The 20,107-nt window shown below is 42.0% G+C and carries 21 protein-coding genes; 11 read left to right on the top strand and 10 right to left on the bottom strand.

The features are described from left to right. Positions 1–20 precede the first annotated feature (20 nt). The 6 genes from V2H77_RS14945 to V2H77_RS14920 all read right to left on the bottom strand — a co-directional run bounded on the left by V2H77_RS14945 (position 21) and on the right by V2H77_RS14920 (position 4,177). The gene (locus V2H77_RS14945; RefSeq protein ID WP_176414709.1) at positions 21–191 is read right to left on the bottom strand and encodes a hypothetical protein; all 171 of its coding nucleotides are present in this window, start codon (positions 189–191) and stop codon (positions 21–23) included. After that, positions 175–618, bottom strand: coding sequence for a hypothetical protein (locus tag V2H77_RS14940; protein WP_341499427.1), 444 nt, complete (start codon positions 616–618; stop codon positions 175–177). The genes V2H77_RS14945 and V2H77_RS14940 overlap by 17 nt, the downstream gene beginning before the upstream one ends. Before the next feature lie 232 nt (positions 619–850). Beyond that, positions 851–2,158: a 6-phospho-beta-glucosidase gene (locus tag V2H77_RS14935; protein ID WP_341499426.1), complete on the bottom strand. Its 1,308-nt coding sequence runs from the start codon at positions 2,156–2,158 to the stop codon at positions 851–853. Next, positions 2,155–2,496, bottom strand: a complete 342-nt coding sequence (locus tag V2H77_RS14930; protein WP_341499425.1) for a PTS lactose/cellobiose transporter subunit IIA — start codon at positions 2,494–2,496, stop codon at positions 2,155–2,157. Before V2H77_RS14930 ends, V2H77_RS14935 begins: the two co-directional genes overlap by 4 nt. An 18-nt stretch (positions 2,497–2,514) precedes the next feature. Further along, positions 2,515–3,843, bottom strand: a complete 1,329-nt coding sequence (locus tag V2H77_RS14925) for a PTS sugar transporter subunit IIC (RefSeq protein WP_341499424.1) — start codon at positions 3,841–3,843, stop codon at positions 2,515–2,517. 28 nt (positions 3,844–3,871) lie between these two features. Next, on the bottom strand, positions 3,872–4,177 hold the full coding sequence (locus tag V2H77_RS14920; RefSeq protein ID WP_265379307.1) for a PTS sugar transporter subunit IIB: 306 nt from the start codon (positions 4,175–4,177) through the stop codon (positions 3,872–3,874). A gap of 369 nt (positions 4,178–4,546) precedes the next feature. On the opposite strand from V2H77_RS14920, the gene V2H77_RS14915 reads away from it, so the two are divergent. The 3 genes from V2H77_RS14915 (at position 4,547) to hda (ending at position 6,824) form a co-directional block, all read left to right on the top strand. Further along, on the top strand, positions 4,547–5,224 hold the full coding sequence (locus tag V2H77_RS14915; RefSeq protein ID WP_341499423.1) for a DUF2384 domain-containing protein: 678 nt from the start codon (positions 4,547–4,549) through the stop codon (positions 5,222–5,224). Beyond that, the gene (locus V2H77_RS14910; RefSeq protein WP_341499422.1) at positions 5,217–5,882 is read left to right on the top strand and encodes an RES family NAD+ phosphorylase; all 666 of its coding nucleotides are present in this window, start codon (positions 5,217–5,219) and stop codon (positions 5,880–5,882) included. The genes V2H77_RS14915 and V2H77_RS14910 overlap by 8 nt, the downstream gene beginning before the upstream one ends. 234 nt (positions 5,883–6,116) lie before the next feature. Further along, complete coding sequence (hda, locus tag V2H77_RS14905) at positions 6,117–6,824, top strand: DnaA inactivator Hda (RefSeq protein ID WP_088374386.1); 708 nt, start codon at positions 6,117–6,119, stop codon at positions 6,822–6,824. A 38-nt stretch (positions 6,825–6,862) separates the two neighbouring features. Here hda and arsC read toward each other — a convergent pair whose 3' ends face one another. Further along, positions 6,863–7,219 carry an arsenate reductase (glutaredoxin) gene (gene arsC, locus V2H77_RS14900; protein ID WP_341499421.1) on the bottom strand — a complete coding sequence of 119 codons (357 nt, stop codon included), beginning with the start codon at positions 7,217–7,219 and terminating at the stop codon, positions 6,863–6,865. 9 nt (positions 7,220–7,228) lie between these two features. Further along, positions 7,229–8,692, bottom strand: coding sequence for a beta-barrel assembly-enhancing protease (locus V2H77_RS14895; RefSeq protein WP_341499420.1), 1,464 nt, complete (start codon positions 8,690–8,692; stop codon positions 7,229–7,231). 136 nt (positions 8,693–8,828) lie between these two features. Here V2H77_RS14895 and V2H77_RS14890 point away from each other — a divergent pair, with 136 nt between their 5' ends. Beyond that, positions 8,829–9,908, top strand: a complete 1,080-nt coding sequence (locus tag V2H77_RS14890; RefSeq protein ID WP_341499419.1) for an AI-2E family transporter — start codon at positions 8,829–8,831, stop codon at positions 9,906–9,908. 127 nt (positions 9,909–10,035) lie between these two features. On the opposite strand, the gene bcp is transcribed toward V2H77_RS14890, so the two are convergent. Together bcp and V2H77_RS14880 are read right to left on the bottom strand one after the other, a co-directional pair. Then, entirely contained in the window at positions 10,036–10,506 is a 471-nt protein-coding gene (gene bcp, locus V2H77_RS14885) for a thioredoxin-dependent thiol peroxidase (RefSeq protein WP_265379313.1), read from the bottom strand. A gap of 26 nt (positions 10,507–10,532) precedes the next feature. Next, positions 10,533–11,078, bottom strand: coding sequence for a glycine cleavage system transcriptional repressor (locus V2H77_RS14880; RefSeq protein WP_341499418.1), 546 nt, complete (start codon positions 11,076–11,078; stop codon positions 10,533–10,535). A gap of 258 nt (positions 11,079–11,336) precedes the next feature. On the opposite strand from V2H77_RS14880, the gene dapA reads away from it, so the two are divergent. From dapA to V2H77_RS14845, 7 genes are all read left to right on the top strand, one after another. After that, positions 11,337–12,236: a 4-hydroxy-tetrahydrodipicolinate synthase gene (gene dapA / locus V2H77_RS14875; RefSeq protein WP_341499417.1), complete on the top strand. Its 900-nt coding sequence runs from the start codon at positions 11,337–11,339 to the stop codon at positions 12,234–12,236. Positions 12,237–12,252: 16 nt separating this feature from the next. Beyond that, positions 12,253–13,302 carry an outer membrane protein assembly factor BamC gene (gene bamC, locus V2H77_RS14870; protein ID WP_341499416.1) on the top strand — a complete coding sequence of 350 codons (1,050 nt, stop codon included), beginning with the start codon at positions 12,253–12,255 and terminating at the stop codon, positions 13,300–13,302. Between the two features lie 407 nt (positions 13,303–13,709). After that, on the top strand, positions 13,710–14,423 hold the full coding sequence (purC, locus tag V2H77_RS14865) for a phosphoribosylaminoimidazolesuccinocarboxamide synthase (protein ID WP_265379317.1): 714 nt from the start codon (positions 13,710–13,712) through the stop codon (positions 14,421–14,423). Positions 14,424–15,045: 622 nt separating this feature from the next. Continuing rightward, entirely contained in the window at positions 15,046–16,761 is a 1,716-nt protein-coding gene (locus V2H77_RS14860; protein ID WP_341499415.1) for an ABC transporter ATP-binding protein, read from the top strand. Further along, positions 16,758–18,410 (top strand): ABC transporter ATP-binding protein, encoded by a 1,653-nt coding sequence (locus V2H77_RS14855; RefSeq protein ID WP_341499414.1) that lies wholly within the window; start codon positions 16,758–16,760, stop codon positions 18,408–18,410. The genes V2H77_RS14860 and V2H77_RS14855 overlap by 4 nt, the downstream gene beginning before the upstream one ends. 91 nt (positions 18,411–18,501) lie before the next feature. Continuing rightward, a complete protein-coding gene (locus tag V2H77_RS14850) occupies positions 18,502–18,768 on the top strand; it encodes an antitoxin of toxin-antitoxin stability system (RefSeq protein ID WP_088374396.1) in 267 nt (88 codons plus the stop codon). Between the two features lie 130 nt (positions 18,769–18,898). Further along, complete coding sequence (locus tag V2H77_RS14845) at positions 18,899–20,074, top strand: alpha/beta hydrolase (protein ID WP_341499413.1); 1,176 nt, start codon at positions 18,899–18,901, stop codon at positions 20,072–20,074. The last annotated feature ends 33 nt before the right edge of the window (positions 20,075–20,107 follow it).

Below are 20,107 nucleotides of genomic sequence, written 5' to 3'. Positions count from 1 at the left end.
GAAAAGCTCCCTTCAAGTGTTTATCGGACTACGTACCAGTTTCGTTTTCCATTGAGATACTGAACAGTGCCCTCTCTTTCGGATTTTTTTAGGGCGCTGTAAGCCGCTCTCATACGTTCAGCTTTTTTAGCTACTGCTTTTTCGAGTTCAAGCTTTTCTTTTTCAGCTTGTTCGTTATGTATATATGACATAACCCCTCCCGTTTGGATCTAACTTATTTGTCATGGTAAAGCCGTTTTGTGTCACAAATCGATTAATATATCGTTTATAGACCTTGTTCAGTCGCTCATCTGCGGCTAGCAAAATGTATCCACTAGGGCTAACCGCATTATAGTGCTCATTAATCAGCCTTTCAACTGTGGACATAATTACTATCATTTGAGCATGGTTATTTGTAGGATACCTCTCAAATAGTGTGTTATTATCTAAGTTGTTTTTTGCGTCAAATGAGACTTCGAAAAAACAGCCCCGGTTAAATCTGTAATTTTCAGGTAAAACGACAGAAGAATCTCCCTTTGAGATAATTTCCATTATAATCAAAGTATATTCCACGCCAAATACCTCAAAATCTGAGATGTGTGCTTCCCCATATCCGAGGTTTTCTATTTTAAAAGGCATAGAGTTTCCCAAAATTTCAACGTGTTGAAACTTTATATTTCAGTATTCTTCAATAAATTGATTTCATCACAGTATAATACAGACTTTCCTGTTTAAACTTAGTGTGAGAAATAATTGCGTATTGCACCGCAAAAAAAGTGACAAGATCAATTAACGATACCAGTATTAGTTGCAATGATGGGTATCTCTTTAACTTTATTCCGATCCTAATTTCAAATTAATTACTGTTTATTCATCGAAATTGTGGCAGATAATCACGGTTTATCATTAATACGTCATCCAATAGTGGTGAAGCAATATCTGCATCGGCAACCAGTGGATTGGTAATCAGTGCTAATAGAGCTGCATTGCGATCGCCATAAACGGCTGCTTTGATCGTCAAACGTTCGTAGATTTTTATCTGTTGGGTCAAAGGATACATACTGTCAGGCAAACGGCCAAACGTCAGTGGGTGGGCGCCTTCTGCATTAATAATACAATTGGTTTCGATGACGGCATCGTCCGGCAAACCCCGAATAGCACCGTGGTTTGTGGTATTGACCACCAATTGGCTATCGAGATTGTTATGAATGGCGCAAATCAGATCCAGTGCGACCTCAGAATAGAATGCGCCACCGCGGAAACTGAGTTGTTCTGGCTTGTGATCAAGTTCTGGATCAGCATATAGTTCAAATAGTTCCTGTTCTACTTTCATGACCTGTTCTGCCCGAGTGCCTTGTTTGACCGCAGCCTCGCGCTCTTCCTGTAACATATTGCGGGTTTGGTAGAAATAGCGGTGATAAGGACAGGGGATTGCGCCTAGTGCCTTGAGTAGTGGTGGCGGCCAGGGTGCCTCTTGAATATTATTCATGGTTAAAACCGCACCATTGCATAGCATATCAAGTACTTGTTGAGTTTTATCCTGACCTGAAACCAGTACTTGATGCACCCAGACCATATGATTAAGCCCGGCAAAGCGTAACTGCACGTCCTGATAAGGGCGTTGTAACATATTAGCTATCATATGATGTATTGTGACTGGGACGTTACATAAGCCAATAATTTTTGCTTTGCTATAACGGGAAATTGCTTCGGTGACGATCCCGGCTGGATTGGTGAAGTTAATCATCCATGCGTCTGGTGCAAGTTGCTCGACTTTATGAGCGATATCTAGCAAAACGGGGATGGTACGTAGCGCTTTGGCAAATCCGCCTACGCCGGTAGTTTCCTGACCTATCAAGCCATATTTTAGCCCCAGACGCTCGTCCGCAGCGCGAGCCGGAAGCTGGCCGACGCGTAGTTGAGTCAAAATAAAACTGGCGCCGCGAATGGCGTTATCTGGTGTGAAATGGACGCTGACAATAACGTGATCCATGTCGTGACGAGCTAACATACGGCGAGTAAGCGCGGCGATAATTTCTACTTTTTGTTTTCCACTGTCAATGTCAACTAATGCCAATTCAGATAGGGGAATACTTTTTTTGTGTTGAATAAGTCCTTCGACTAATTCGGGTGTGTAGCTGCTACCGCCGCCAATAACGGCTATTTTGATTCGTTTCATATTTTTTCCTCTTGTGATGGTATTCGGCGATAGAGTTCAATCATATCGTTGGCAAGATCTTGAATAACCATTGCGTTCATTAAGTGATCTTGCGCATGTACAGTGATGAGATTGACCGGTAATTTACCGCAGCCTTCATCCAATCCGATGAGGGTAGTTTGAATGGTGTGTGCTTCTTTGATTGCTTGTTGGGATTCAGCCATCAGTGTTTGTGCTGTTTGAAAGTCACCGTTTCTGGCATGTTGTAATGCCATTAGCGCGTGACTGCGTGCGCTTCCGGCATGAACCAGCAGCTCTACAATAGTTTTTTCTAAATCAATAGTTTGTTCTAAATCCATGTGTAAATCCTCCAAAAATTATGGTTGGGGTTGAGTTTCTACACCGGGGGATGCTGTGTTTTCTCGCTGTTTATCTTCTTCGTTGAGCAATTGTTTTTCATAAATTTTGAAGAAGGGATACCAGATAAAGAGGTCGATGATCATCAATACGATAACTAGCACTGCCGCACGATAATCCCAGGCGGCGGAAATCATTGCGCCGAATGGCGCCGGTGCAGTCCAGGGGGAAAGGGCGACCGTTTTATGCACCAGGTCAAGATGCAGGGTGCTGTAGGACAATACTGCATTGACCAATGGCACAACCAGTAGTGGAATAAATAAGGTTGGATTCATCACAATCGGTGAACCAAATAGCAGTGGTTCGTTAATATTGAATATGGATGGAACTACGCCCAGTTTTCCAATAGTACGCAAATGTATAGAACGGCTGCGCAGATAAAGAATCGCCAGAACCAGTGTAGAACCAGAGCCGCCAATACAGATATAAAACGACCAGTAAGGGTCAGTAAAAATTTGTGTTGCAACAGTACCTTGAGCCATTAATGTCGCATTGGTAGCAATATTTGCCATAAAAATAGGGGCCATCAAACCAGTGACAATGTTGGCGCCATGAATACCGGCAAACCACAGTAGGTTAGAAATGAGTAGCGCCAGTATAATGGCAGGCAGAGTATCACCGACGGAGATGAGTGGGTGGAACATCTGCATTATGGCTGCGGGAATAAGTAGATTGAATTCACTCTGTAATAGCAAGCTGGCAGGATAAATTGTCAACAAGATACCTATGACTGGGTACAGAAGTTCAAAAGAACGGGCAATTGCTGGCGGCACTTGCGTTGGCATTCGGATGGTGATGTTATATTTTTTTAGTAGACGAGTTAGTTCAACTGACCAGATAGCGCAAATTAATGCGGTAAATACACCGGTGCCGCCGAGGAAATCGAGAGCTATTTTGTTTTCTATCTGTGGTGCTGCTGCTAGCAAAAACGCCACCAGTGACAGTAAAGCAGAAGTTAGCCCATCCAGACCGTAAGATTTAGCTAAACTATAGGCGGTACCGACCGCAACAAAGACACTCATTAAGCCCATAGTCATAAAGTAAGGCATGGTGATGGTGCCCCAGTGAGTTTTGGCAAAGGACAACCAAGTTTGGCCGAATGAGGATGTAGTCTGTAAATCGAAGGGTGGGTTTGCCACAATTAACATCATGCTGCCGATGATCAAAAATGGCATGGCCGAGATAAAGCCGTCACGCATTGCAATAATATGCCGTTGGTTACCGATTCGCCCGGCAATCGGGATAATATAGCGTTCTAAGATACAAGTAAAAGAGGTATAGAGACTCATGAGGGACTCCAAGTGGTGGTGAAATGGCTTATTCCAACAGGTTTAATGCCTTATCGAGAACCTTATCACCACGAAGGGTGCCATAATCCATCATGTCAATAACGTCTATTGGTTTGCCGAGTGGTTTGGCGATAGCGGAAAAATGAGATAATTGATACTTCACTTGTGGGCCGAGTAGAACAACGTCAACGTCGGTTATCAGGTGTTCTAATTCAACTATGGGGGCTGCTTTGATCTCAATGTCCAATGCCCGTTTTATCACTTCTGCTTGCATGCGTTGTACCAATATGCTGGTGGACATACCGGCTGCACAACACAATAGGATTTTTTTCATTGCTCAGTCTCCAGTTTGTTATATCGTTTCTTATGGGATAAATGGTTAATGAGAGTTTTCACTTTATTAAGACTAGCAACTTATGTTAAATATGTTGCGATTTTGTTCGCATATTAATCAAGAATAGTTTAAGGAATAGGGATAGAATGTGATCTTCGTTTGGATTGTACAGAGTGTGAAAATGTCAAGTTATGTAGGACGTTGCAGCGAGATTTTTCACTTATGGAATGAGGGTGAGTGCTTGTTTATACCTCGTATGGTTATCGGCTATGGATCGTTAATCTTTGCCTTTTTCATAAATACGCCATATCATTCATATAAGTAATATATGCAAAATACGCACTCAAGTAGATACACTATGGAGGCAGTATGATTACCAAATCCCACACTAAGTCGAAGCATGTTAGCTTTAACTTCCTTTCAATGGATACCATTGAGTTGTCAAGCAATAAGGATGTTGCTAAACATATCAATTTGTCTGATATTCCCGTTGATGAGGCAGATCAATATGTTGTCGTGAAATTGCCAAGATCAATTGATTATTATGATATTAAGCTTGCAATAGCTAGCGCAGTAACTGCTGTCACTACATTCAATAAACACAAACACTTGCCTTTGGTGACTGAACCATCTGAATGTGAATTTGCTTCCCGTAATGAAGCTCGTCTCGAAAAATTAAAAAATCAGATCCTTACTGATTCAAAGTGGCTAACTGCAAGTGAACTTAGCAGATTAACCGGATCTAAATCGGTTAATTCCAGCGCTGCGGCAAATCGGTTGAAAAAGTCGAAAAAAATATTCGCATTGCCCATTAATGGTAAAGATCTATTCCCGTTGTATGCTCTAGACGAAGGCGGCCAGCCGTTACCTGTGATAAAAAACGTTATTGAACTGTTTAAGAACAAAACTCCCTGGTCAATAGCTATTTGGTTTGGTACACCAAATAGTTGGCTCAGTAATAAAAAGCCAAAGGATCTTTTATTAACTCAACTTGATGATGTTTATATGGCAGCCAAAGAAGAAGTTGAAGGGCCGCGTCATGGTTGATGATGAAAAGGAGCTTCAAGAAAATATACCATTTCCTCCAGAGAATACAGGAGTTAAGGTTCAAAAGTGGAAAGCTGGTACACCTATTGAACGTATTCATAGAATTAAGTTTAAAGGGATTGAATTTAATCTTGGCATTGGCAATGCTCGTTTTAGTCCGTTCAAAAATAATGGAATTTTCGTTCCGACAATCTATGGTGGTGAAAACATAGGGGTAGCTATTATGGAGACGGTTTTACATGATATTCCATTGAATTGCTCCGGTATACCTGTTTATCTTGGTAAACTAGATGACTTAGCGCGCAGCAGAATTATTCCGAGAAAGGATATCAAGTATGTGGATATCAATCCACGAATACTGAAGAAATGGGGAATTATTCAGAGCCAGTTAATAGAATCAGAAGCATCGGATTATCATATTACTCGAAGATGGGCAGCCAAAATTTATCATGATAATCCTGATGCTCAAGCAATTCGATGGTCTTCTAAGCAGCACGGGAGCAAAGCGATAATAATTTTTGGGGATCGGGTAAAAGAAGGAGATTTGAGTGTGTCTATTGAATCTGAGCCAGCAGCTACTTCTAAAGAAGTTAACGAAAAACTTCAAGATTTGGCCGATGAAATGGAATTAGTTCTGGTGCCTAAAAATATTACGTAAATATCCGTTGATTTTCATCATTAGAGAGGTTTTTAGGTTGTTCGACTAAACCATTATTTTACAAGTGCTTGCGGGCTGTTCTATATTATGACAAAACATTATGCGCTGCTAGAGCTGGAATGGATTTAACTTATTGAATCCTAAAAATAGTTTTTTTATTATTTACCTATACAGTTCATTTACAACTATTTTCTGTGATAAACTTGTCGGCGTTTATTACCAGCTCTGTTTGAGGTGCTTCTGAACACACCATCGCAGCTTTCGTTACCTTTGTATCTTCCCGATGATGAAACTTTTGCCAGTTTCTTTCCGGGGGAAAATGCCACCCTGTTAGCTGCAATCAAATTGGCCATTAATCAGCCGCATGGCAGCTATATTTATTTCTGGTCCCGTGACAGTGGAGGCCGAAGTCATTTGTTGCATGCCGCCTGTGCTGAGTTGTCCCTGAAAGATGAAGCTGTGGGCTATGTTCCGCTGGATAAACGCGCCTATTTTATCCCTGAGGTGCTTGATGGCATGGAACATTTATCACTGGTTTGTATTGATAATATTGAGAGTATTGCTGGTGATGAAGAGTGGGAAATGGCAGTTTTCAATCTTTATAACCGCATTCTGGAGATTGGTCGCACTTGTTTGCTGATTAGCGGCGATCGCCCGCCTCGCCAGATTAATCTTAAGTTACCTGATTTGGCTTCTCGTCTGGATTGGGGGCAAATTTATAAATTACAACCGCTTTCCGATGATGAGAAATTACAAGCCTTGCAATTGCGAGCGAAGTTACGCGGCTTTGAATTGCCAGAAGATGTAGGGCGCTTTTTGCTGAAAAGATTGGACAGAGAAATGCGAACTCTGTTTATGGCATTGAATCAGTTAGATCACGCTTCGATAGTTGCTCAGCGTAAGTTGACGATTCCATTTGTGAAGGATATTTTGCACCTTTAAAGATGATGGTGGTGTCACCATCATCATATCTATCCTTATCAATCAAGAATTTCTTTTACTTTTTCCGGTGGGCGTCCAAGTCTAGCTTTATCACCGCAAACGACGATTGGGCGTTCAATCAGTTTAGGATTGGCGATCATCGCTTTCAGTAAATCATGCTGAGTGAGTTTTTCATCAGCCAGATTCAACTCTTTGTATAGATCTTCTTTCGTTCTCATCAATTGGCGTGCATCATGGAAACCAAGTTGTTCTAGCAGAACGGATAATTGCTCTACGGTGAGAGGAGTCTCCAGATAGAGGATAATTTGTGGTTTAATTCCCCGTTCTTCAATAAGAGCCAGAGTTTCACGGCTTTTGGAGCAGCGGGGATTATGATAAATCGTCACCTGTTGCATGAGAATTCCTTAACGTTTGTATTGACTGTAACGCTGTTGTAGCTGGCGTAATTGATCGATACGAGCATCATAACGTGCTTGATCGTAACTGCCTAATTTTACGAGCGCGCTGGCGCTACTGAGGTATTTGATCGCATTGTCAAATTGACCGCGAAGCGCCATTTCTTCAGCATGCGCTGATAATTCTTCATGGCGTCTGCCTTGTTTGGCGGCGGCTTCGGCTATCAGGCGCCAACCGTTTGGATCATCTGGGTTATTGAATGTATAGCGGTGGAGTAGTTTTAAAGCTTGTTGATATTGCTTTGCGTGAATAAGCGCATTAGCGAGATTAATTTGTAATACCAAATTGTCCTTTTGTTTTTGTAAGGCGTTTTGCAACCGGGTGATAGCCTGAGCAATTCGGTTTTGTTCTATATCGATGTCAGTCATTGTGTCAATAAACCAGACATTATCCGGTTGTTTTGCTAACAGTGGTTCCAGAATAGCCTGCGCCTCAGTGTATTTTTTATCTTGAGCAAGCAAGATTGCCCGGCCATAAGCGGCGGCAAGTTGCTCTTTAGCTGTGCCTCTGCGGTAATTTTCCAAAATTTGTTCAAGATAGCTGCGTTGCTCGGTGGTGTACATCCCCATAACACGGACTCTGGCGAACAGAAAGTCTTGAGATTGTGGAATGTTCTGGGCCGGGTATTGATTAGCGCGGTTACGCGCATCCGCAAGGCGGCTGTCAGGTAGCGGGTGGGTGAGTAACATTTCTGGCGGCTTAGAACTGTAACGGGTTTGATCTACCATGATCTGCATAAAAGCTGGCATACCTTGAGGATCAAAGCCAGCCTTACGTAGTGTCTGCATGCCGATACGATCAGCTTCCTGTTCATTGGATTGAGTAAAACTGATCATGCCTTGTTGTACGCCAGCAATAGTACCACTGAGGGCTGCCATTCCTGCTTGTGGGTTAGCCATTAGCAAAAGGATAGAACCTAGCGTTCCTGCCCAGGCTAGCGGTGCTGTACGTTGCTGATCTTCCATCATTCGCGCCAGGTGGCGTTGAGTGACGTGAGAAATTTCGTGAGCTATTACGGAGGCAAGCTCGCTTTCATTACGGCTATAACGAAAAAGCGCAGCATGGAGTACCACATTACCGCCAAAGAAAGCATAAGCGTTGATATTCGGGTTATCAATCAGATAGAAATGGAAAGGAGTTTTAACTGAGTCCGCATGAGCCACTAGCCTTTGTCCAATGGCATTAATATATTGTGTTAACAATGGGTCATAAATCAGCGGGGCGTTGCCACGCATCTGGCGAGCGTAGAAATCGCCCATTGCCAATTCCTGATTGATGCTTAGGATTGAGCCGGCCGTGGTACCGATATCCGGCAATGAATCTTCAATAGAGGCGCTGAGAACAGGGGTGTTTGTTAGCAATAATGTACTGATTAATATTGCTGTCAGAGATTGATTAGACATTATTTTCATAAAACAAAAATGCTCTCATTTGACCATCGTTTTAGATAATGCGTGTATGATAAACAAGGGTACCTTAAAATTAATCAATTAGTACAATTTTTAAGAAAAATAGAAATATGAATATTGCTATCAAGGAGCCTGGTCAATGCTGGATATGATTATACAGTGGTATCGCCGTCGGTTTACTGATCCGCAAGTTATTGCGTTATTTGTCATTCTCTTGGTAGGGTTTTGCATTATTTATTTTTTACATGGCATTTTGGCGCCTTTGCTGGTAGCGATTGTTCTTGCCTATTTGTTGGAATGGCCAACAGCTAAACTTGAAAAACTGGGATGTTCGCGTACAGTGGCTGTTTGTATTGTGCTGATTATTTTTTCCGGGATTAGTTTGTTGGTTATCTTGATCGTAGCGCCAACTGCCTGGCAGCAGGGGATTAATCTGTTGTCGGATATACCTAATATGCTTAATCGGTTTAATGAATATGCCCAAACATTACCGGCTCGTTATCCGGTTTTGGTTGATGCTGGCATCATTGATATGATGGCCGAAAATTTGCGTAGTAAGATTTCAACTGCCGGGGAATCTGTGGTGAAGTTTTCGGTGGCTTCATTGATTGGTTTATTAACGCTGGCTATTTATCTGATTCTTGTGCCGCTGATGGCCTTTTTCTTGCTAAAAGATAAAACCCAGATGTTGCAAGCATTGCAACGGGTCCTGCCACGTAATCGCATTTTGGCCGGGCAAGTATGGCGCGAGGTGAATCAACAAATTACTAACTATATTCGGGGTAAAGTCACCGAGATGGCGATCGTCGGTATTTGTACCTACGCGGTGTTTGCATTTCTTGGATTGGATTATTCATTACTGCTTTCTGTTTTGGTCGGGTTGTCAGTGTTAATTCCCTATGTAGGGGCGCTGATTGTCACGATTCCTGTTGTGCTGGTTGCGCTATTTCAATGGGGAGTCGGGACAGATTTCTGGACCTTGATTATTGCTTATCTAGTCGTTCAGGGGCTGGATGGTAACTTGCTGGTGCCGATTTTATTCTCCGAAGCTGTAAACTTGCACCCTCTGGTAATCATTCTTTCTGTGATTACTTTTGGTGGTTTGTGGGGATTCTGGGGCATATTTTTTGCTATTCCGTTGGCGACGCTAATTAAAGCGGTGATCCATGCATGGCCGGAAGAGATAGTGATAACAGAACACGATGAAATAAAAGAGTAAATTTATTTTTAATGATACTGGTACCCGTCAGTAGAGGAAGCACGGGATGGGAATATCCCTCCCGTACTTGCCCTTATGCATCTTGAGCTGTTAAATGAGCGTGATTAAATTTTAAATCATTTTCTATTTAAGGGTGTTGTTTCAGATAATCCACCACGATTTGGTGGTGATCGCTGGTCTTAAATTTATCAAAAACGTGCTCAATATTGCCGTTGGTATCGATCAGGAAACTGATGCGGTGGATACCATCATAGGTTTTGCCCATAAACTGTTTCTTGCCCCAGACGCCAAACTGTTCAGCAACTTGATGATCCTCATCGGACAACAATGTGAAGTTCAGCATTTCTTTCTCCACAAAGCGTGACAATTTACTTGGGGTATCTGTGCTAATGCCTAGCACTTCAACACCTGATTCCTTTAATGTATCCATTTCATCGCGCAGACCACAGGCTTGGACAGTGCAACCAGGAGTCATTGCTTTAGGGTAAAAATAGACTAAAACACGTTGGCCTTCGAAATCAGATAAATCGATTGTTTCTCCATCTTGGTCAGGAAGGCTGAACTGAGGGGCCTTATCACCGGCTTTCAATGGGTTCATCCCGTATTCTCCGTTTAATCTTTCAACTAAAGTGGTTCAAGAATACTAATACTGCCTTGTGCATTTAGATCTGTACATAACTTATTAAACGCCTGCTTAATAATTATGCCGTCATCCTCTAATAGACTATGGGCGGTAATCTGGATCTGCAACCGAGCTGGGGTATCGCCTTCTGGCGGCTGTGTTTTTGATACCAGTTCAGCAATATTAAAATCCTGTGTGGTAAACAGATTGGTAAACTGCTCGACAATACCGGGTGAATCATCAACATCAACCTTAACGGAAACCGTGGAAGGAAATGTTGTATGGGTATCGCACTTTGTACGTTTCATGACGATAAGAAGATCGAGTTCGGCTCCTTTCTGCGGTAGTGAGGATTCAATCATTGTGATAGCGTTCCAGCTACCGGAAAGCAGCATAATGAAGGTGAATTCCTCACCAAACATGGCTAAGCGGCTGTCTTCAATGTTACAACCACACCCACTCACAAGACGAGTAATGGTGTTGACGATACCAGGACGGTCAGCGCCTAAAGCGGTTATAACGAGAAAATGTTGTTCTGATTGTGGCAAAGTCACTTTTCCTTCTCTGCTATGGTTTCGTTAAGGTAAACATAAAAAGGCTATACTGCCAAGGCCAATTGCGTCAAAGTTGCGCTATTGTACTCCCATTCCCAGCCATTGAATTTCAACAAATTACTTTGGTTATCACTTCTTTTTAATAGAGGTTATCTGGTATTAACAAAATTCATTGAAATTCCGCGTTAAATAGTTTCCTTCTGGATGACTAAAAAGTACCATGAAGCTCTTGTTTGTATAGGGGGTTATGTAATGTCTAGCGGGAGATTTGAATTTACAGGCAGCATTGTTGCGCTGGTAACACCAATGGATGCGAACGGTCAGGTTGATAAGGCCAGTTTGAAAAAATTAATCGATTACCATGTTGCTAGTGGGACATCAGCGATAGTCTCGGTAGGGACAACCGGAGAATCTGCCACATTGAGTCATGATGAGCACGGCGATGTTGTTTTGACAACCGTAGAATTGGCTGATGGGCGTATTCCGGTTATTGCCGGAACAGGTGCAAATGCGACTGCTGAGGCAATATCCCTAACGAAACGTTTTGAAAACAGCGGCGTTGTTGGTTGCCTAACGGTAACGCCTTATTATAATAAGCCGTCGCAAGAGGGTTTATATCAGCATTTTAAAACAATTGCTGAAAATACGGATTTACCACAAATTCTGTATAATGTGCCTTCTCGTACCGGGTGTGATCTGCTGCCGTCAACTGTAGCGCGTTTGGCGAAGATTAAAAATATTGTCGCAATTAAAGAAGCTACAGGGAACTTAAATCGTGTTAGTCAAATCCAAGAATTGGTTAATGATGATAGTTTCATCTTATTGAGTGGTGACGATGCAAGTGGATTGGATTTTATTCAGCTTGGCGGCAAAGGGGTTATTTCTGTTACTGCAAACATTGCAGCGCCTGAGGTGGCTAAGTTTTGTGAATTGGCATTACACGGCCAGTTTGCAGAGGCGCGTAAGGTAAATAATCTCCTGATGGATTTACATCGTCAGCTATTTGTTGAACCTAACCCGATTCCAGTTAAATGGGGATGTTACAAATTGGGTTTGATTGCTGGTGACACCGTGCGTCTGCCGATGACGCCATTGACGGATGCAGGAAAAGTCTCAGTTGAAAAAGCCTTGAAAACGGCCGGATTACTGTAAAATTTAGGGAATTTTAATGGCAATATTGTTGCAAAAATCGAAGGTGATAAAGGTTGCTGGTATGTCGCTTGTCGTGTTACTGGCAGCCTGTTCTGGCGACCAAAGTTATAAACGCCAAGTCAATGATGATGACACATATCTTGAAACACCTCCCCTGAAGGCGTTGAAAGTTCCTGCGGGTATGGTATTGCCATTGCAGAATGGTGAATATGATATTCCAGCAATAGCCTCTAAAGGGCAGGTTGGGAAAGCGCTTGATATTCGCCCGCCATCTCAGGCACTGGCCCTGTTGAGTGGTTCCCGTACTGAAAACAGTGTAAAGAGCAGTAAATTGCTACTTGAAAGCACTCCTGAGAATAGTCATTTGTGGTCACAGATTAACAATGTTCTGTTGAAAAAAGGTTACCCAATTAGCCAACGCGATGATGCTAGCCAGACATTGACAACTGATTGGATCGATTGGCCGCGTGCAGATGAAAATGTTCCATATCAGACTCGTCATCGTATTAGTGTCGCACGCCAGAGCTATCAGATTGAATTATCCGTTACTAATGAAGGGCTGAGACAAGGTGATCGACAGGTCACTGATCCTATTGAAATCCAGCGTTATAACTCACTGATGCTCAATGAATTAATTGAAGGTGTGAACCAGCAGCGCGAACGCATTAGCGATGATTCTGTAGCGCGTAATCTAGGTCCATTGGAGGTACAGAGCGGCGGTGATACTTCTGGATTACCTCAGATGATTGTTCGTGCGCCATATAATATTGTTTGGGATAGATTACCGGCAGCATTGGAAAAATTAGGCATGAAAGTGGGTAGCCGCAGCCGTTCAACCGGGGCTATTACTGTGACTTATAAAAGCCTCAGCTCATCTAGCTGGAAATCAATGGGTGTTAGTGAACCATCCATTAGTGAAGGCGATTACAAATTACAGGTTGGTGATTTGAATAATCGGAGCAGCTTACAGTTTATTAGTGATAAAGGTAAACCGTTGACCCAATCACAAAATGACGAATTAGTTGCAGCGTTGAAAGCCGCTTTCAGCCAGAACACAGGATCATAGGTGTAAAATAGAGGGGCAGAAGGTCCTCTTAAAATATTGATAAGGCGTTGGCTGTTTAGTCAGCGCTTTGATTTAATTGGAAGCTCATACGGAAAATGAGCTTGATGTTATGTTAAGAATATCCCCTCTACGTAATTTCTTCCTGAAACGATGTCTAAAGTATTCACGATATTTTGGGTTTTTAACGATCCAGAAAATTTCACCGGATGGCTTTTGAGGAAAGTTTTTCAAAGGTCATCAGCCTACCTTGGAACTGAGAGGGAAGGGAGGCAGTTTTTTAGCATGAGATTTGGGTGTTTTTTAGACTAATCAGATAACTATAGAAAAAATCAGCCCTTTGGACAGGATTTTATCGACAATCTGTTTTATTATTTATCTATGGTAGTAATATCTCTGGAGTATATAAGATGCAAAAAAAAGCTGAGTTGTATCGTGGAAAGGCAAAAACGGTGTACACCACGGATGATCCTGATTTGCTAGTGCTGGAGTTCCGTAATGATACATCAGCATTGGATGGCGAGCGTATTGAACAGTTTGATCGTAAAGGGATGGTGAACAATAAATTTAACCATTTCATTATGAGCAAATTGGCAGAAGCAGGGATTCCGACGCAAATGGAGCGTCTGTTATCGGACACTGAGGTATTAGTTAAAAAGCTGGATATGGTGCCGGTTGAATGTGTTATTCGCAATCGGGCTGCGGGTTCATTAGTCAGACGCCTTGGTGTTGAGGAAGGCTTGGTATTGAATCCACCTCTGTTCGATCTGTTTCTGAAAAACGATGCTAAGCACGATCCAATGGTGAATGAATCTTATTGTGAAACTTTTGGCTGGGTTAGCAAAGAACATCTGGCTGAAATGAGAAGATTAAGCTACAAGGCCAATGAAGTATTGAGCAAATTGTTTGATGACGCGGGTTTGATTTTGGTTGACTTCAAACTGGAATTTGGTTTGTTCAAAGGTCAGATAGTGCTAGGGGATGAATTCTCTCCTGATGGCAGCCGTTTGTGGGACAAAGAAACGTTGGACAAAATGGATAAAGATCGTTTCCGCCAAAGCCTTGGTGGCCTAATTGAAGCGTATGAGGAAGTAGCGCGTCGTATCGGTGTTATTTTGGACTAATTACGCAAACGATTACCTAGGGCCGCAAGGCCCTTTTTATTGGCCCAAGTGATTCTGGTTGTGATTTTTTCATTGGCTTTTTATGACCAAATATTATCCGACAATGAAGTAGTTAATATGAATTAATCCAATTATAGAATAGACTACCTCTTTGTAAGAGGTGATTTGCTTAAGTTTAGAACAATTTAAGGCATGTTAATATTGAATAGGAATTCATTTATATAATCGCTATATATTTAAAAAATCATTATAATTCATTGGAATTATTGTTATTTTTTACTCCATCTATGATTCATCGTTTGGAATAAATTGTTTATTATTCATATTGGCTAGATATTTTACATTTAGTATATTAAATAACCTAATAAAGGTATTGACATTGTAGAATAAGGTATCAATTTTATTTTTTGGCTATTTTCTTGTGATAGTGTTTATAAACATTTCAATCAGATCGTGATAAATGCGGGTATTTTGCGATAATTGCATTTTGCTAAATGTGAACCAGATCTTACTGTTGTGATCGGTCTGTTATTAATAACCTTGATGTTGGCTGCATACACTGATGTTGCAAATAACATCGTTAATTTTGATGAGGTGCCATAACCTAAAGATGAAAAGCGTGATGTCAAAGAATTTAACTGTGTGGCGGATATTGTTACAAAGCGCCATACCATTTAAGGGGACTGTTTTATGTGCGTTTTTGGCCTTAACCGTTACATTATCGTGTGATCTAAGCGGTCCTTATATTATCAGGAACTATGTTGATAAGGCGACATCAGGGACGACTGTTGATCAACTTATCATGTTGGCAATCATTTATGTTTTTATTGCGTCGATTGGTGTTATCGGTAATTTGGTAACCAGTTACATGAGCACCAAAGCCGGTTGGGGTATTGCTGATACCATTAGATATAAGCTTTTTCGCCATGTGATGACAGTGTTGCCTGTATTGGAAATAGAACGACGATCGCAGGGAGAGTTACTGGAAAATATCGAAGGTAACGCAGATATTATAGGAAAAACGATTTCTAAAGCAGGCTTCAAAGCCATCGCTAATTTAGCGCTGACATTAGGGACATTGATAATTATATTCAGCGTTATGCCTCAGGCAGGTATTGCCATAACTGTCGTCGTCATACTAGTAGCGTATGTGTTGATTCAATTAACCAGACTTTCTGTTCGTCGCTGGCTAATTGCGCGAAATGAAAAAGCCCGAATCTTTGGTTTTGTCGGTGATTCATTACATGCAATGGATGATTTACAACCATTGTCCCAGGCGCATTGGCCTGCCATTGCATTTCGTAAAATGTTGTCAATATTGCTCAAATTTGAACGTAGCGCTTATATTGGCGGCAGGGCTTTTTGGCCAATTACTCAGCTCTTTTTTGCCCTCTGTTTCGGTATTGGGTTTGGCTTTGGGCTTCAGTTACTTGGTGAGAACAGTTTAAGTATCGGTACATTAACGATGGTTTATCTCTACGTTGATAAACTTCGGGAACCGGTGGAGGATATGTCATCAGAAATAGAGTTGATACAGAAATTGTTTGCTGCTTTGTCACTTTCGGCAAAAATGTTAAATGAAGGTACTCCTGATAAATCATCGGATAATTTATTGCCTGATGGTCCTCTCTCGATCCATTTCGATAATGTTGATTTCAGTTATAACGGAGAAGAAGCGCAAGTTTTGCATGGCGTTAATTTTTACGTCGCGCCGGGGAGTAAGATTGGCATTATTGGTAGAACGGGGGCGGGAAAAAGTACCATTCTTAATTTGATGTGTGGATTTGCGCGACCTGATTCAGGAAGAGTGACAATTGGCAATGTCGATGTCTCAACGATTAAACCTGAGGAGTTTGCAAAAAAGATTGCTGTCTTGAGCCAGCGTTCTCATCTGTTTTCCGCAACATTGCGGGAAAATTTAACGCTTTTCAGTAGTGAAATATCTGACGACCAAATTTGGGTGGTTCTGCAAGAATTAGATGCGCTTGAATGGGTTAGGGCATTACCTGATGGTCTTGATACACAGGTTGGTACTAATGGTCTGATGCTATCAGCAGGAGAAATCCAAATGATAGCGGGCGCCAGAGTGATGCTACAGCATTGCTCGTTAGTGATTATTGATGAAGGAACTTCTCAACTTGATCCCCGAACGGAAGAGAGTTGGCTGAAATTGCTTGAAAAGTTAAGCCGCAATTGCACTGTCGTGATGGTTGCACATCGCCTTCACACGCTTTCGGTTGTTGATGAAATTATCATTATCGATGATGGGCGGATTCAACAACGAATCCCTGAAACAGAAATCGCAATGTTAACGAGTAATCATGGGCTCATGGTATGACTATATCTAATGTATCAACTAAACTTAAAATGTTGCCGGCCTTGACTGAGCTGATAAAAAAGTTTGCTCCTCTCTATTTCATTACCATGTTTGTGTGGACACTGATGCATGGTTTTCCTCTGTTGATTGGTTACCAAATCAGTAAATTACTTGATAGAGCGATGAATGAGCCAACTAACCCTGTCGTCTGGTGGTTGCTTGCCTCTGCGATTGCGACTATGGTCTTGCGATCGCTATTTCTATTCTTGGGATTAACCTTTGATTTTACGTTGATCTTTAAGGTCAGTGCTTATCTGAAAGAGCGGGTTTTGTGGGGAGTGAGCCATTGTTCCCACAATCAGAGACAGGCTTTTTCTCAAGGCGATATTCTAAACCGTATTCGTGATGATAGTGATGAAATTGCGGAATTTCTGAGTTGGACCTCTGATTTTATTTACCGTGCATTACTTTTAATTATCGCATTAGTTGTGCTTATCAACACTGACATAATAACCACACTTGCTCTTATGCCTATGATTGTGGGCCTGTGGGTCGGGGCGATACTTAAACGCAAGGTAGGGAATTTACAGAAGAGTAAACGTCAATCGCAAGGGGACATTGCCGGCAAGATTACTGATGTCTTAACGGGAATACGCGATCTACGCCTTGGCAACAAAATGGAGGGGCAGATTGAGCGGTTATCGCAGAAATTTGTCAATCGACGGGCTATTCAAGCCAAACATCAGGTATTTACTGACCTTCTTTCTGGGCTGTTCAAAAATATTGTCATACTTGGGACGTCGGCTGTTTTATTGATAGTGAGCAAACGAATTGTCGATGGCAGTTTTACTGTAGGTAATTTGGCACTGTTTTTGACCTATATCGGCTGGATCAGTGAACAGATACTTTTCTTTGGCCGGTCAGTTGCCTATTACAAAAATGCTGATGTGTGTTACGGACGAATCAGACAGTTTCTGGCAAATAAAGTAGATAAAAAAGAAACCAAAGAATATGGGCAAGATGAAATTCTGCATAAGCTGAGCGTTAGTCATCTGACATATTCAAAAAACCAACCCCCTGTTTCATTTGAGGCAACAGCTAATCAGGTTATTGGCATTGTTGGTGATATTGGTTCGGGTAAGACCGCCTTTTTGCGTTACCTGATTGGTCTGGAAAAATCCAGTTCCGGCAGTGTGCTTTGGAATAACAAAGAGGTTCTGGGAAATGAAAACTGGTGGCGGAATCCACGTATCGGATATGCCAGGCAGAAGGCGGGGTTTTTTGGTGGAACCGTAAGACAAAACCTGGCGTTGGGTGATAAGGATATCGATGATGATGTCATGGTGCGGGCGCTGGAGGCAGTCGGTTTGACGCCCGGATCATATGAATTGCCAGAAGGGCTTGATACTGTCATTAATTCTGGCAGTGCTGGTCAATTATCTGGCGGCCAGCGTCAACGTTTGGCATTGGCCCGGATGTTATGTCGTCCCGCTGACGTTTATATTGTTGATAACTGCGATTCGTCATTAGATATGGATACAGCCCGTCGTTTATGGGCGGTTTTACCTGAGCGCTGGCCCGGTCTGTGGATCGTTGTCTCGCATAATGCCGATCTTCTCGCTAAAGCGGATCATATTGTTACCGTTCAACAGCGGAGAGAATTAGCATAATCCATTGGATATCCACTTCTGGCTAAGTCGGTAGGAGTGGATGTCAATAATGAAATGGTATATATTTTTTTATATCAAACGAGGAGGGACTATGGGTAAACAAGCTGTTTTTACTATGAAACTTGAATCAGATCTGCGTGATCACTTTATGGCTGCTACGGCAGCAGAACACCGCCCAGCTTCTCAAGTTGTCCGTGAACTGATGCATGAATATGTCCAGCGTCATAAATATCGTGCTTTCCTTCAGGAAAAGGTTGATATCGCACGCCAATCTGTAAAAGAGGGTAATGGTGTTGAACATAGCGACGTAAAAGCGATTTTTGCGGCTCGAAGAGAACAGGTTAAGGCTCGTAAGTGAACGTAATTTGGACACCTCAGGCGCTTTGCGATAGCGAGGCAATATGGGAGTGAGATCAGTAGTGAAACTGTCTGGATTTTAGCTTTAGCGCATACATCACGGTTGTGGCCGTAGAAAGTTGAGTAATTACATGCTTATTAAAAACTTAATTGCCACATTGGAAGGTGAAATACAGATATTAATAACCACATTGCTTAATGAGCAATGGGAAGCAGCCAGGGAATTAATGAATGAATCATTGCGTATGGCGGCTGATGATTTAGCTTTAACTGTATTGGCAGACAGTTTGTGTAACTCAGATATCGATATTATTTATCAGCAGCAAGGTGCTTGTCATCTGCGGCTAAATACTCTCAATGGAAAGCTCAATCTTTATATTGGGATTAAAGATCGGCAAATTGATTCGCTCACGTTATCTCGATGCCCAATACCTGATGCATATACAAAACAGGGTATTTTTATTGAAAAAACGTTAAAGACGTTTGGTCTTAGAGATGTCCCGGATGGTTTGGTCTGTTTGCCATCACCACATAATGATGCCAAAGCACTTGTACTATTGCTTGCAGGTTCTGGTCCTCATTCGATGGATTATGATGTTGGGCCTAATTCACTGTTTCGTATGCTGGCACATGAATTAAGTCAATATGGCATTGCGAGTGTACGTTTTGACAAACGCTATTACCGTATCCGGCAGAGAAATATGGACCCTGAAGTTGTCGATCTCAATACGGAAATTGTTGACGATGCTTGTAACATTCTGACCGGTTTAATGGGACATATTGAATTACACGATGTGCCGGTATTTCTGGTTGGGCACAGTTTAGGCGGATATGTCAGCCCATTAATTGCAAAGAACTTACAGCAAAAATCGGGTTTAAATGTTACGGGCATTGCGATGTTGGCGGCGCCTTTCCGTAATTTACTCCGGGTGATTTTATCCCAATTACCCAGTGGGAAAGAGCAAGATACAGTATCTCTTGCGAGCTTTTTGTCAGTGCCGGATAGTTATCTCAAACAGATTGAGAATTATCATGCATTTGACTGCTTAAACAGCTTGCCTGCAATGCCGTTATTTTTTGCTCAGGGAGATCAGGATTTCCAGATTTTGCATAATGTTGATTTCACGATGTGGAAAACGGCACTGCAAAATAATAGGCAGGCAGAGTTCAAACTCTACACTGGATTGAATCATATTTTATTGCCCACAATGGGGTGCGATGGTGGAGAGGATTATCTGCACCCAGGTCAGTTCCCGGTGCAGGTAATTGCAGATTTGACTACATGGATCATTCGCCATTCGTCATGAAATATACCCGTTATCTTTCAAGTTGCCTCTTTG

It is taken from the genome of Photorhabdus sp. P32, assembly GCF_038085095.1.
Taxonomy (GTDB): Bacteria; Pseudomonadota; Gammaproteobacteria; order Enterobacterales; family Enterobacteriaceae; genus Photorhabdus; species Photorhabdus luminescens.
This window is presented reverse-complemented; position numbering and strand designations above follow the sequence as displayed.

What these genes read in the sequence shown, in the direction of transcription:
- V2H77_RS14945 (WP_176414709.1), bottom strand. Translation starts at nt 191, where the DNA reads ATGTCATATATACATAACGAACAAGCTGAAAAAGAAAAGCTTGAACTC.
- V2H77_RS14940 (WP_341499427.1), bottom strand. Translation starts at nt 618, where the DNA reads ATGCCTTTTAAAATAGAAAACCTCGGATATGGGGAAGCACACATCTCA.
- V2H77_RS14935 (WP_341499426.1), bottom strand. Translation starts at nt 2,158, where the DNA reads ATGAAACGAATCAAAATAGCCGTTATTGGCGGCGGTAGCAGCTACACA.
- V2H77_RS14930 (WP_341499425.1), bottom strand. Translation starts at nt 2,496, where the DNA reads ATGGATTTAGAACAAACTATTGATTTAGAAAAAACTATTGTAGAGCTG.
- V2H77_RS14925 (WP_341499424.1), bottom strand. Translation starts at nt 3,843, where the DNA reads ATGAGTCTCTATACCTCTTTTACTTGTATCTTAGAACGCTATATTATC.
- V2H77_RS14920 (WP_265379307.1), bottom strand. Translation starts at nt 4,177, where the DNA reads ATGAAAAAAATCCTATTGTGTTGTGCAGCCGGTATGTCCACCAGCATA.
- V2H77_RS14915 (WP_341499423.1), top strand. Translation starts at nt 4,547, where the DNA reads ATGATTACCAAATCCCACACTAAGTCGAAGCATGTTAGCTTTAACTTC.
- V2H77_RS14910 (WP_341499422.1), top strand. Translation starts at nt 5,217, where the DNA reads ATGGTTGATGATGAAAAGGAGCTTCAAGAAAATATACCATTTCCTCCA.
- arsC (WP_341499421.1), bottom strand. Translation starts at nt 7,219, where the DNA reads ATGCAACAGGTGACGATTTATCATAATCCCCGCTGCTCCAAAAGCCGT.
- V2H77_RS14895 (WP_341499420.1), bottom strand. Translation starts at nt 8,692, where the DNA reads ATGAAAATAATGTCTAATCAATCTCTGACAGCAATATTAATCAGTACA.
- V2H77_RS14890 (WP_341499419.1), top strand. Translation starts at nt 8,829, where the DNA reads ATGCTGGATATGATTATACAGTGGTATCGCCGTCGGTTTACTGATCCG.
- bcp (WP_265379313.1), bottom strand. Translation starts at nt 10,506, where the DNA reads ATGAACCCATTGAAAGCCGGTGATAAGGCCCCTCAGTTCAGCCTTCCT.
- dapA (WP_341499417.1), top strand. Translation starts at nt 11,337, where the DNA reads ATGTCTAGCGGGAGATTTGAATTTACAGGCAGCATTGTTGCGCTGGTA.
- bamC (WP_341499416.1), top strand. Translation starts at nt 12,253, where the DNA reads ATGGCAATATTGTTGCAAAAATCGAAGGTGATAAAGGTTGCTGGTATG.
- purC (WP_265379317.1), top strand. Translation starts at nt 13,710, where the DNA reads ATGCAAAAAAAAGCTGAGTTGTATCGTGGAAAGGCAAAAACGGTGTAC.
- V2H77_RS14860 (WP_341499415.1), top strand. Translation starts at nt 15,046, where the DNA reads ATGTCAAAGAATTTAACTGTGTGGCGGATATTGTTACAAAGCGCCATA.
- V2H77_RS14855 (WP_341499414.1), top strand. Translation starts at nt 16,758, where the DNA reads ATGACTATATCTAATGTATCAACTAAACTTAAAATGTTGCCGGCCTTG.
- V2H77_RS14850 (WP_088374396.1), top strand. Translation starts at nt 18,502, where the DNA reads ATGGGTAAACAAGCTGTTTTTACTATGAAACTTGAATCAGATCTGCGT.
- V2H77_RS14845 (WP_341499413.1), top strand. Translation starts at nt 18,899, where the DNA reads ATGCTTATTAAAAACTTAATTGCCACATTGGAAGGTGAAATACAGATA.